We start from the raw sequence: 12142 nt of genomic DNA, 5'->3' as shown, positions 1-12142 counted from the left end.
ATCGATAGAAAAATGGCTCCGACAATCAGCGGAACCAGTCTTGCAGGCGCGATCAAAAGGTCAAAGAAATCCATTTCCAACACCACTTCAATTCAAACAGAACCGAAGCATCGTAGAAATTACTTAGGAGACCTTGAACGCCGTGCCTTAAGCGCGGAAACCTATACGCTCGGTGATGAGAACCGTGCCGGGTTCAGGACCACTGCGCAGCGGATGATCCGCTAATAGGCCAGCAATATCCAAGCATTTCAATTCCATGCCCGCAATGCGCTGATCTTTTAATGATCGCCAGCCGTCTCTTTCTTTCCCGTTATCGCATTGGCGATCGGCATAATGATTTTCAAAACAATCGGGATCAGGATGAGCCCAAGCGCCAGTCCGAAAATGCCGTCCAGCGTGGCGGTGGAGAACCAGGTGATGAAGCCCTCGGCCTTCAGCCCCGCATCAACCGCGATCTGGGCAACCGTATGCGAGATATCGTGTATGCTGGAGTAGATGCTTTTAAGGCCAAGATCCTTCAGACCGTGAATAACGATGGACCCGCCAACCCACAGCATCGCGGCTGTTCCGACAATTGTCAGGATTTTGAGGAAGGCTGGCATGGCCTTCACGATGCCGCGCCCCAGCGCGCGCACAGCGCCAATTGCGCTTTCGGTCGACAAGTGCAAACCAACATCATCGGCTTTGACGATCAGGGCCACAGAGCCATAGACCATGACCGTGATGCCGATGGCGACAACAGCCAGCGTTGCCGCTTCCATCCAGATGGAACCATCCGGAATTTCGGACAAGGCGATGGTCATGATCTCGGCTGACAGAATGAAATCCGTCTTGATTGCGCCCTTGACCTTCTGCTCCTCCAGATGCGCAGCATCAATGGCTTCGGCAACCGTTTTGGGCTTTTCCTCATGACCGCGATGGGCAAAGGCGTGCCAGATTTTTTCAGCGCCCTCAAAACACAGGTAAGCGCCGCCCAGCATCAAGAGAGGCGTAATGATCCACGGAGCAAAGGTGTTGAGGAGAAGCCCGGCGGGCAGCAAGAACACCAGCTTGTTGAACATTGACCCGCGCGCAATGCGCCAGACGATGGGCAATTCGCGCGCCGGTGAAAAGCCGGTGACATATTTCGGCGTCACCGCGGCATCATCAATCACGGCTCCTGCGGCCTTGGACCCGGCCTTGGCCGCCTGCCCCAACACATCATCGACAGACGCTGCCGCCACTTTGGCAATGGCCGCCACATCATCAAGAAGGGCAAGTAATCCGCTCATGTCCGGTCCCTTGATTCAATTCGGTGCTCTCGCGTAGCGAACCTAGGGACATTTTGCAACAGATTGAGGACTCAGAAGCAAGCCACGTGCTTCGGTAAAACCCGTGGAAGTTGCAGTTCGTTTAAACAATACAAATGCGATATATTTACCAAATTTCTAGTTGCGCATATTTTTGATTTGAAACAGAAAACAGCGAAAGCAAGTGACATGACTTCTGGAAGTAAAACATTGGCCATATTTTGCCTTTTAGTCACAACAGGCTGTCAAACTGATTCGAGTGGTCAAGGAAGGGTCACGGATTCGTCCGGCAACTCAACTCAATCTGTCGTTTTCCAATTCTCTGAAGAGTTTCTAGAAGACGGTAATGCAGATGTTATTGCAACGCTTTCCAATGGAGAGATATTCAGGGGCAAGATGATAGCCGAAAGATCAACAACGGTGGGGTCGGCCGATGTCTTTAGTTTTGACAAGAAAGAAGACGATTTATTTCTAGATAGCAGTTCCACAACATTTAGCTCACGAGCTAAAGGGGTTATGTTCAGCGCATCGCGATCAATGCAATGTCAAATGACACTCGCCAATCCAAGCATCGGTTTCAGCGGCGGCGGGGTCGGTCAATGCAAAATCTCAACTGGCGAAACCGTTCCTATGCAGATCAATGGATGATAACCATACGCCAAGCTCCCTGCACCACTTGTCGTCGTTATTGCTGTCCAAAAGCGATCGCAAACGGGCTCACTCCAAGACAGGTTCAAGGTTGCCTTGGTAGTGGACGATCAGTTGGTGTGTCAGCGGGGCGTAGACTGCGATGTCGAAGTGAAACTGGCCATCCAGCTCAAACTCCCGCGCCTTTGAAAGGGGTAGAAGCCACTTTGGCAAGGGGATGATGCCCAGTCGGGCAGAGGTGACCGGGAAATGCAGGGCGCCGTTTTCAACCGTCAAACCCAGTAGAAACGTCAGTCTGCCAAATTTCTCGGTCATACCGTCACGGGTCTGCCTCAGTCGGCTTTTCAGGTGATGCTGCCCAAAACGGCGTTCCCAGATTTCTCCGCCGTTTGTCGCTGTTTTGGTCACCTCCACTTCAGTCTTGGTGAATGCTGCGGGAAAACGGAACACTTTCGCGATGAGGTTCGGCCAAAGCCCCGCCCCTCGGGTGATTGATGCGTGTCCAGACCATCTGTGCACAGACGTGGTTTGGTGGGCACGTTGAACGGCGGGCGGCAGGTGATCAAACTCCGCGCCAAGGCAGTCTTGAAAGGCAGGTCGGCACGGCACCACGTCGACCTGTGTTGTCGTTTTGAGGCCTTCCATAGCAGCTTCCGCTTCAGCAAGGGTGACCACGCTGAGGGCCGGGCCAGCCCCCATTGGCAAGTGCGCTCGCCTCAAGAGCGCCCGAATGGAAATCGTTGGAATGAAGGGACCATCCCCTTCTTCGGCCAGCAGTCTCCAGCTTCTCTCCTCGCCTTTTGTGATGACCTTCACAACCATGCCGCCATCGCCTGTGCCAAACGGTTCCAGCGCATCAGCCACCCATTTGAAGGCTTTGACGAGCGGCAGCTTGACCGGGAACGGCACTAGCCGCCGCAGCAGGGCAAATGCGGCAAGACCATAGCGCATGACCGCCAGTTCAAGTCCCGCTCGGAAGATGACGGTGTCTGCCTTGAAATGCTCTGGAAACAGGCGATGATCGGGCACGGCGATCTGCCAGCCCTGGCGATTAATCCCCTTGGGCAAGGTGTAGGTTTTCGGGTCCGACCAGCTGAAATTTTTCGTCCATCGACCCGCCCGCCAGACTTCAAACGGCTGACCAGCCTGCGCCAAGATTGAATGCATGACAGAGAGACCGCGCGGGCTCTTGTTGCCCGGTAAAATGGCTGTTTCGATATATTCGGGTCGGTCTTCGCCCGCCAGTTTTGTTACGGCGGCGGACGACAGGGCCGGAACAGATGACAAGCCGGAGAGAACGCACACACCGGCTTTTTTGGCCTCCGCATCAAGTGCGGTTATTCCGGCGCAAAACTCTGTATCATCACACAAATCCAGATAGTGAACGCCAGCTTCAATTGCGCGGCGGGCAACGTGATACGGATTGTCTCCATAGGTGTGGAACGGACCTGCGGCATCCACAACAACGTCAAAATCGGACAAGCCCTCAAGGTTCCCTGCCCGGTCCAGCTGACGCGCCGAACACTTGATGTCCAGAGCCAGCTTTTCCGCCGCCTGAAGATTGCGCCCGGCAACACACACCTCATGACCATCGCGCACCAAGAGGCGCGCCAAACGCTCTCCGAAAACACCATAGCCGCCGAGGATGAGAACCTTCATCTCATCAGCCGTTTTTGAAAGTCGGGATCAGGAATGGCGCACATGTCACCCTTGCCGAACAGGCGATATCGATTGCGGGCAACTCTCAGGTAGAGCCAGCTTCTAAGGGGTCTTGGCACAAGCTTAAGAGCTAGAACCAGATTGCCCCATCCGCCGAGCCGTTGTCCCACCCGAATGACCGCCTCCATATCCTGATAGGAGGTTCCATCTTCCAGAAACAACCAGCTTTCCGGGTCAAGACTGTTGATCTCATAGTGCTGAAGGATCGCGCTTCCAAGCGGCGATTGCACCGGACAAATGCGCAGCAGTCCGCTCTTGTCCAGATGGTGAATCGTGCGGGCACCCCAGCTGCACAACGCGCATTCAGCATCCATCACAGCAATGGGGGCGCTGTCATCGAACGCAGGAACTTCGCTATCGTTCCGGTAGGAATATGGGTCTTGAGTAACCTGCATGACGTCCGATCACTGCAATGGATGAGCAAGGCCCTCTCTGGGTACGTGACCTGAACCGGTTAGACAACAGGTCACAGGACCACAGCTTGAGTTCAGCTGCCTTATAGCGGCAAGCCGAACCACAGGGCGGCGATGCCAAGAAAGGCAAAGAAGCCAACGACGTCCGTGACCGTGGTCACAAAGACACTGGAAGCGATGGCCGGATCGATATTGAATTTATCGAGCGCGATGGGGATCAAAAGGCCGGAGAGACCAGCAAACAACATGTTGATGATGATGGCGCTGCCGATCACGATGCCGAGCCCTCCGCTGGAGAACCAGAGCCACGCAGTCACGCCGATCAACACCGCGAGTGCAATGCCGTTGAAAAAACTCACCAGCACCTCACGATTGAGGATCCGCCACATGTTGCGGGCCGAGAGTTCTTGCGTTGCGATACCGCGCACAGCAACCGTCATGGTCTGTGTTCCGGCATTGCCGCCCATAGAGGCCACAATCGGCATGAGAACCGCCAGCGCGACCATGGCTTCAATCGTATCTTCAAACAGAGCAATCACGACGGAGGCGAGTACGGCTGTGCCGAGGTTCACCACAAGCCAAGTGAGACGCGAGCGGGCAATGGTGACCACGTTATCGGAGATCTCTTCGTCGCCAACCCCGGCCAGCGCCATGAAATCCTCTTCCGCCTCTTCTTGAATGACATCCACGATGTCATCGAAGGTTAACGTGCCGACGAGGCGGTCATTATCATCAATGACCGCAGCGGAGACGAGATTGTAGCGTTCGAAGGTCCGGGCGACCTCTTCCTGATCTTCAGTCGCGTCCACCGCATATCGGGTTTCCTCCATAATGGAGGTGACCTTTTCTGCACGGCGAGTGCGCAGGATTTTGTCCAGATGCACAGTGCCAAGCAGTTTGAAGCTCGGGTCAACAACATAGATCTGGTAAAAGCTGTCCGGCAGGTCTTGGGCTTCGCGCATGTAGTCAATCGTCTGGCCGACCGTCCAGAACGGAGCAACCGCGATAAATTCCGTCTGCATGCGCCGTCCGGCGCTTTCTTCAGGATAATCGAGCGCCTTCTTAAGCTGTGTTCGCTCCAGATAAGGCAGCTCTTCAAGAATGGCTGCCTGATCTTCCTCATCGAGATCTTCAAGAATGTAGACAGCATCATCTGAATCCAGCTCGCCGAGGCCCTCGGCAATGGCCTCGTTGGAGAGATCTTTCAGAAGCTGCAGACGAACAGCTTCATCGGTTTCCGTTAGCGCGGCGTAGTCAAAATCCTTGCCTAAAAGGCGGACAAAGGAAGCGCGTTCGTCTTCGTTCAGGGCTTCAAGAAGATCGCCGGTATCAGCTTCGTGGAGATTGCGCGCCAGATCCCGGCAAATCGCGCCGTCACCAAGCTCGATTGCCTCTTCAATCGCTGCCAGAAATTCGGCATTGATATGACCGTCTTCGTCACGGACTGAAATAGGGGTCGGTGCGACCGGTTCGGCAAGAGCCTCAGCCTGCATGTTACTCCCCCTCAAGAAAAAGCGCACTTAATGCACTTTCTATACTGCATTCTGTTGCTGCTGTCATGCCTGTTTGCGACCCATGTAGCAAACTGAAACGGTGCAGATGATATTGCGATGTAGCGCGCTCTTTTGCTGAGCTTCAAGTCGAAACTCACATTAACACCAAAGAATTGGCAGATAACTCTCCGCCAGAGTTTCCTAACGTCAAAACGGCGTAATGATAAAAAGGGCCAACCCCGAAGGGCTGGCCAGGGACATGCATCATTACGGATGTGGGACGCATGATGCGGGGCACGATAATCAGGAGCAACTCATGATTATATCTTGGGCGCACCGGCTGGCTGCAGGCTAATTGCCACTTGCCAGCCGCATGCGAAATTCAAGCGGCAGCAACCTTTTTCAAGAAGTCCTCGACGACCGACTTCATGTGAACCGTACGTTCGGCAACCTGATTGGACGTATCTTCCACGACCGCAGCGGACTGAGATGTTTCAGCAACTGCTGTTTTCACGGCAGCCACGTTGTTGGTCACTTCCTGCGTTCCCTGCGCCACTTCCTGAACATTGTCGGAAATCTGGCTTGTCGAGGTTCCCTGCTCTTCGATCGCATCTGCAATGGATCGCGTGGTTGTATTCACGTCTTCCATGATGTCTCGAATAGCCTCGATAGCCTGAACAGATTCGCCGGTTGAGCTTTGAATCGCCGAGATCTGAGTTGCGATCTCTTCCGTTGCCTTGGATGTTTGTGTCGCAAGTTCCTTTACCTCGGACGCGACCACAGCAAAGCCCTTACCCGCCTCACCTGCACGTGCAGCTTCAATGGTCGCATTCAAAGCCAGCATGTTGGTCTGCTCTGCAATCGCCTGAATAAGCGTCAGAACTTCACCGATCTTGTCGGCGCCTTCTGCAAGGCTTTGAACTTTGTGAGTGGCGGAACGCGCGTTTTCTGTTGCGTTGGAAACAATATCTGTTGCCTTGACCAAGCGCCCGCCGATCTGTGTGACAAGGTGTGATAGTTCCTCTGCAGCTGAGGAGACCATCTCGACGTTTTTAAGAGCCTGCTCAGAGTTGTCTGAGGCCTGCGTTGCCTGACGATCTGTCTGACGTGAGGCTTCTGTCAGACTTGTCGCAGTTTCCTGAAGGGCGTGCATTCGGCCATCGACCGTCTCAAGCGTGTGCTCAATCTCGGACCGGAAGTTGACGATCAGAGTCTCGATCATTTTCTGGCGCTGCAACTGACCTTTACGTTCTTGCGAAGCCGCTGCTTCCAACCGCTCACGCTCGGCGGCATTGGACTTAAACACCGCAAGTGCCTCTGAAAGCTCGCCGATCTCGTCCGCCCGACTCATGGACGGCACATGGACATTTAGATTGCCATGTGCAAGTTCACGCAAGGAATCGATCATTTGCGAGAGAGAGCTGACAAGGCCGCGATCCACAACGAGAATGCCCACTACACCGGCAATTACGAGACTGACAATCCCAATAACAACAAGCGCTGACGAGCCTGTTGCGAACAGTGTACTGATTTCGTCGGCTTGCTGATTGATTGCTCCAACTTCCAAGTCGATCAGTTCAGAAACAGCAACACCCAGATCGTCAACAGTGGCGAACATTTGGGCGAGTTTTGTCTCAGCGTCGGCCCGGATGGTGAGTTCACGGGCATAGTCTTTCAGAACACCATCTTCTGGATTTCCGAGAGCCAACATTTGCTCCAACTCGGAGATGACCGTTTGATCAGAAATTGAACCGACTGCAGTGCGGATGCGTTCGCCTGCGGAGTAGAGTTTTGCTTCGATGGGGCCGATCTGATCGATGTCCTCGACATTGCTCCCCTGCACAATGGTTGCGATATACATATTTGCGAGCGCTTGTGTCTCAAGCATATTTTTCAGATCGCCCACCTGATCATTGAGAAGCTTTTCAATGATGACGGCATTTTCACCGACGGTGGTTTCTGTGTTGATGGTCAGAGCAAAGGTTTGATCATCCACAAGCTCAACAAGCACGTTATCAAGCACGGTCTGAAGCTCTTGGGCTTCATTGATAATCCTGCGCTCACGCGCACCGCTGATATACTTGCCCGAAGCTCTGATGCTAACCAACTCAGCACCCAAGCCAGCCAGTTTATCGAGTGTTTCGTCCGCTCCGACCTTGACATTCAGGTTCGCCAGTTCCTTGCGGTAGTTCGCCAACTTGCGCTGAGAGGCGACAATCCGATCTACGAAGATGGTCGAAATCGAGGGGTCATTCACGAACGTCGCCGCGTTGATCAAACCAACCAACATGTTGATTTCGCCGCGCAACTCGAGCAGAGAACTCAAACGCACCATCTCGACATTGGCCAAATCGTCCAGAATTTCCTGACTGCGGGCTGTCGCTTTTTCGCCGCCAATAACGGCGTCAAAATAGGCATCATCCACCACAGGCAGGATTGCCATGTTCAAATCGTCAAAACTGCCAAAAAGCTCAAGGAGTTGGCGATCAACATCCGCCCGAACCTTCAACTGTTTGCTGATGATATTTTCCAGATCCGGCAGATTGTCTTCGAAATAGCGAATGTTGCTGTTGAGCCGTTCAACCGCCTTAGCGTTGTCTTCGGTGACCGTGATGCCTGAGACATTGGTTTTGAGCTGAGCAATGCCGTTGGTTAGTTTGGAAACCGCGACCGCTTTTTTGTCCTGAGATCGACTGCTGGCGACCTTAGAGGCAGCGTCTGATACATCTGTTCCAGCCACGGCCATTTTAGCTGCGTTGCCAATCGACGGCAGGTTTTGGCGGGCCATCACTTCAAAACCGTCGCCCACTCTCGAAAAGGACAACAAGCTGATGCCGATGGCCACCGCCGTCAGCGCAATGAAAACCCCCATTGCAGCAAACAGCTTGCCTCTAATCCGGAGCCGCCCGAACACATTTACACCAGAGGCTCCATTGGCTTTTCCGAATTTCTTCATTTGTGCTTTCACGGACTTTCACCATTTTCAAAGTGGGCGGCAATATGGAAAGAGCAGGACTGCCCCCTGCTCCTTTCAATTCAGTTTGTGTTGGCAACCGGCGCAAAACTGCCGTCGGACTGAATTTCAGTCAGGAACACGTCATCCATTCCCTGGCTGTCGCCTTTGGAAAAGGAGAGTTCCACGCCCCCCATGTCGAAGGTACCGTTGGTCCAGAATGTATCCAAAAAGGCCTTGCGGGTGAGGTTGCGACCTGTGCGCTCAAGCGCCATCACGGTCAGGCGCCCGACGATATACCCTTCAAAGGTGACGAAGCCCGGTTCAGCTGAAGCGTCTACTGCCTTGAGAGCTGCCTGATATTGCTGAATAAGTGAACTGGTTTCGTCCCATGGGAACGGAACGACCTGAGACACGATCACCCCGTCGCCAGTAGAACCAAGCGCTGAAGACAGCGCCTTGGAGCCGACAAAAGAGATGTTCACGAACTTGGCCTCAAAGTCGATTGAGTCAGCGACCTGAATGAATTCAGCAATCGGTCTGTATGCGCCGACCATCACCACTGCTTCCGGTTTGGCCTTGCGGATTTTCAAAAGCGCTGTCTTGACCGCAGTCGTGTTGCGCTGGTATGTGCCTTCCGCCACAAGTGAGAGCCCACGCTTGTCCAGAGCTGCAACCACGCCGGATAGGCCCACACGACCAAAACCATCATCCTGATACAAAATGGCAATCTTGTTCATGCCGAGTTCGTCGTGCAGATGCCGGATCCACGCTTCCGTTTCGGCTGCATAGGTCGCACGAACGTTGATGACGTTGCCGAGCTCGGGATCCCGTAAGAAACCAGCCCCGGTGAATGGTCCAATGAAAGGCACCTTGGCCGCTGTTGCGATAGGTTGGGTTGCTTTCGTAGTTGGTGTTCCGACCGGCCCAATCAGACCGAAGACTTTATCGTCATTGATCAGCTTCTTGACTTGGGTGATCGACTTGTTTGGCTCATAACCATCATCATAGCTGACGAGCTCGAGTGTGCGCCCAGAGACACCGCCCTTGGCGTTTGCTTCCGCGAAAGCTGCCTCAATGCCCTTTTTCATGCCAAGACCGAGAGCAGAGGCTGGCCCTTCGAGAGCCGCGGCCTGCCCAAACAGAATCGTATTATCGGTGACACCAGTTTCCGCAGCGACTGGGTGCGCTGCCAGCAACAGTCCAGTGATAGTCGAGAGCAATAGAGTGCGAGCGGAACGCTTCATCGTAGGCCTCGTAAGTCATTTGGTGTAACTTTCCTCATCACAACCAATGACGCGGAACCTTTAAGAAAGGGTTCCCTCTACGTAATTTTTGACATTATTCATGCGTATCGTCTTTATTACCAATCAAATAAACTAAATATATATTGATATATTTTGAGATAAATTTTCACGGACGCAGAATATCACCCACATAATTTTTATAGTTTGCTTGAGATATGCAGATACTGAGTTGCTCACTTGGAACTCGCACAGCAGATTGCGATTCATTTGGAAGCCAAAAGGCCACTAACTTCTTCAACGAAAAGGGCAAGACTGAAAGGCTTACGAAAAAACAGGTCTGCCCCCGCTTCCCGGGCAGCTTCCTCATAGGTTGCAAGACCGCTAATCCCGCAGATTAACGGTGGTGTCTCTAAACCTGCCGCAGATTTGATTACATCCAACCCGCTAAACTTGCCGGGCATATTCATATCCACCACCACAACATCAATAGACTGTTCACCCAGCATGGAAATGGCCCCTTCCCCATCATAAACTGAGCGAACGATGAACCCGTGATCCTGCAAATACTGGCTCAAAAGTTCCGTCAGCAGCACCTCATCCTCAACAACAAGGCACTGTTTTCCATTCGGTTTTTGGATCACTTCGTCCTCTGAATGCTCTCCAGCATCATTAGAAGATGCTTTCGTTATGATTTCCGGTGTGAATACGCCAAAACCTTGCCCCTTGGCGCGCTCCGAAATGTTGTGTGAGGCATTACTTTCTTCGGCTATTGACCAGTATGCAAGCCATGGCTCCAACGCTTCCCTTGTCTTCGGATTCAATTCCAATCTGATCACAGAAAACGATGGAGCTGCAAATCGGTCGGCAACGATCTCATGACCAACAGCCTTGAAAGGCAGACAAGCCTCAAAAACCGTGCCCATACTCGGTGTTGATTGGACTGAGATACGACCACTCAGAAGCTCCACATATTCCTTGGTAATTGACAGCCCGAGACCTGTTCCACTGGTTGCTGCTCCGGTGCGCACGTAAGGATCAAAAAGGCTGCGAATGTCCTTGTCTTCAATGCCTTTCCCCCAGTCTTCTACCCTTATGCACAGACCTTGATCTGCCGCTGTTCGAAGTTGAACACGGACACATTCTGAACCGGAGTGGATCAAGGCATTCCTCGCCAGATTGAGAACGACCTGCCTCAAGCGGGCGACATCACCTACCCAAGCGGCAGGTGTCGGCGGCAAAACATCAATAACCAGCACAACATCAGGCTGAGCGACCTGAGCAATTTCACAGGCACCTTGGATCACCGGAAACAGCTCGAATGTTTCGTTGATGACCTTGGCATGGCCAGAATAATCCGCCCCTAGATCAAGGACATCATTAATGATCTCAGAAATGTTGCGGGCGGACCTTTCTATTGCCGCCATGGTTTGCTGATTTTCGGTGTGAAGCCCCTTTTCCGCCATGCGCTCCGCAGCAACCGCAATGGTCATCATTGGCGTTCGAAGTTCGTGGCTCATTGTTTCCAGAAGGCGCAGTTTGCTTTGCTCGGATTGCTTCAGACTTTCATTGGCTTTTGCCAAGTCGTCAACGAGCGCCTCAACGTTCGTCAACTCTTTGCTCAACTCGTCCTCGCGCTTCATCCGATATCTCTGGACAGCAATCGAGGTCGCCGCACACACAGCCAGCATGCCCAACAAGTTGGGAAAGGTCATGGGATGAGACCACATCGGGTCTGACGTCGGAGCGCGCAATCCGGTGAGCACAATCCCTGTCCCTGCCGCGGCTGTCACCCATAAAATCGATTTGAGACTTCCGGTAAAGCTGGCAAAACAGACGGTCGCCAAGAACCAGATCACACCAATGTTTGTGCTGTCTCTGTGAATCTCGAGATTCACAATCTGGCAGAACACACCGATAAGCATGGTCGTAAAAATGGCCTTGGCGGGGTCCTTACGCATCAGGTACGTAATTCCCGCGACAAACATGCTCCCGCCAAGAACAATGCCAGCCGACATCAAACCCAGCGAAAGACTAAATGCTGATGTAATCAGTACAAGACCGATCAGCCATTTCGCGTATTCACGGAAGATCTCCCCGGAGGCAAAATCAGACACTGGCTTTTTGTTGTTTGCCATGCGGCTCTCCGTTCATGCTACCCGGAAGTCTGCAACCGCCTCTCTTGCGCTAATTGACCTTTTCAACCCTTACACATCCAAAAACGTTACGTCACGCCCAACTTTCTCAGCATGAGAAACAGCTCACATCATGCCAGTTAGCTATATGCGTTCTGATCGGATCTCGGACCCCAACACGCTTGCTCCTCAAATCTCAGAACAGCGCTTTGACATGAGCACAAAAAGCCCGCTCAGGCGGGCTTTGA

Annotated in this window: 9 protein-coding genes; 2 read left to right on the top strand and 7 right to left on the bottom strand. The window is 53.0% G+C overall.

Features of this window, described 5'->3' with window-relative positions:
* Nucleotides 1–225, top strand: a 225-nt coding sequence (locus TRICHSKD4_RS31340; RefSeq protein ID WP_040617344.1) for a hypothetical protein, incomplete at its 5' end; no start/stop codon positions are given.
* 53 nt (nucleotides 226–278) lie between these two features.
* On the opposite strand, the gene TRICHSKD4_RS22500 is transcribed toward TRICHSKD4_RS31340, so the two are convergent.
* On the bottom strand, nucleotides 279–1271 hold the full coding sequence (locus tag TRICHSKD4_RS22500; protein ID WP_009469284.1) for a DUF808 domain-containing protein: 993 nt from the start codon (nucleotides 1269–1271) through the stop codon (nucleotides 279–281).
* 177 nt (nucleotides 1272–1448) lie between these two features.
* On the opposite strand from TRICHSKD4_RS22500, the gene TRICHSKD4_RS22495 reads away from it, so the two are divergent.
* On the top strand, nucleotides 1449–1937 hold the full coding sequence (locus tag TRICHSKD4_RS22495; protein ID WP_208993163.1) for a hypothetical protein: 489 nt from the start codon (nucleotides 1449–1451) through the stop codon (nucleotides 1935–1937).
* A 69-nt stretch (nucleotides 1938–2006) separates the two neighbouring features.
* Here TRICHSKD4_RS22495 and TRICHSKD4_RS22490 read toward each other — a convergent pair whose 3' ends face one another.
* The 6 genes from TRICHSKD4_RS22490 to TRICHSKD4_RS22465 all read right to left on the bottom strand — a co-directional run bounded on the left by TRICHSKD4_RS22490 (nucleotide 2007) and on the right by TRICHSKD4_RS22465 (nucleotide 11897).
* Nucleotides 2007–3596: an SDR family oxidoreductase gene (locus TRICHSKD4_RS22490; RefSeq protein ID WP_009469282.1), complete on the bottom strand. Its 1590-nt coding sequence runs from the start codon at nucleotides 3594–3596 to the stop codon at nucleotides 2007–2009.
* On the bottom strand, nucleotides 3593–4051 hold the full coding sequence (locus tag TRICHSKD4_RS22485) for a thiol-disulfide oxidoreductase DCC family protein (protein WP_009469281.1): 459 nt from the start codon (nucleotides 4049–4051) through the stop codon (nucleotides 3593–3595). The genes TRICHSKD4_RS22490 and TRICHSKD4_RS22485 overlap by 4 nt, the downstream gene beginning before the upstream one ends.
* Nucleotides 4052–4152: 101 nt before the next feature.
* A complete protein-coding gene (mgtE, locus tag TRICHSKD4_RS22480; protein WP_009469280.1) occupies nucleotides 4153–5562 on the bottom strand; it encodes a magnesium transporter in 1410 nt (469 codons plus the stop codon).
* 382 nt (nucleotides 5563–5944) lie between these two features.
* Nucleotides 5945–8518, bottom strand: a complete 2574-nt coding sequence (locus TRICHSKD4_RS28560) for a methyl-accepting chemotaxis protein (RefSeq protein ID WP_009469279.1) — start codon at nucleotides 8516–8518, stop codon at nucleotides 5945–5947.
* A gap of 80 nt (nucleotides 8519–8598) precedes the next feature.
* On the bottom strand, nucleotides 8599–9762 hold the full coding sequence (locus tag TRICHSKD4_RS22470; RefSeq protein ID WP_009469278.1) for an ABC transporter substrate-binding protein: 1164 nt from the start codon (nucleotides 9760–9762) through the stop codon (nucleotides 8599–8601).
* Between the two features lie 263 nt (nucleotides 9763–10025).
* On the bottom strand, nucleotides 10026–11897 hold the full coding sequence (locus TRICHSKD4_RS22465) for a hybrid sensor histidine kinase/response regulator (protein ID WP_009469277.1): 1872 nt from the start codon (nucleotides 11895–11897) through the stop codon (nucleotides 10026–10028).
* Between the last annotated feature and the right edge of the window lie 245 nt (nucleotides 11898–12142).

It is taken from the genome of Roseibium sp. TrichSKD4 (genome assembly GCF_000148725.1).
Lineage (GTDB): Bacteria > Pseudomonadota > Alphaproteobacteria > Rhizobiales > Stappiaceae > Roseibium.
The sequence above is the reverse complement of the archived record's forward strand: the minus strand, read 5'-3'. Positions and strand labels throughout refer to the sequence as shown.

What these genes read in the sequence shown, in the direction of transcription:
- TRICHSKD4_RS22500 (WP_009469284.1), bottom strand. Translation starts at nt 1,271, where the DNA reads ATGAGCGGATTACTTGCCCTTCTTGATGATGTGGCGGCCATTGCCAAA.
- TRICHSKD4_RS22490 (WP_009469282.1), bottom strand. Translation starts at nt 3,596, where the DNA reads ATGAAGGTTCTCATCCTCGGCGGCTATGGTGTTTTCGGAGAGCGTTTG.
- TRICHSKD4_RS22485 (WP_009469281.1), bottom strand. Translation starts at nt 4,051, where the DNA reads ATGCAGGTTACTCAAGACCCATATTCCTACCGGAACGATAGCGAAGTT.
- mgtE (WP_009469280.1), bottom strand. Translation starts at nt 5,562, where the DNA reads ATGCAGGCTGAGGCTCTTGCCGAACCGGTCGCACCGACCCCTATTTCA.
- TRICHSKD4_RS28560 (WP_009469279.1), bottom strand. Translation starts at nt 8,518, where the DNA reads ATGAAGAAATTCGGAAAAGCCAATGGAGCCTCTGGTGTAAATGTGTTC.
- TRICHSKD4_RS22470 (WP_009469278.1), bottom strand. Translation starts at nt 9,762, where the DNA reads ATGAAGCGTTCCGCTCGCACTCTATTGCTCTCGACTATCACTGGACTG.
- TRICHSKD4_RS22465 (WP_009469277.1), bottom strand. Translation starts at nt 11,897, where the DNA reads ATGGCAAACAACAAAAAGCCAGTGTCTGATTTTGCCTCCGGGGAGATC.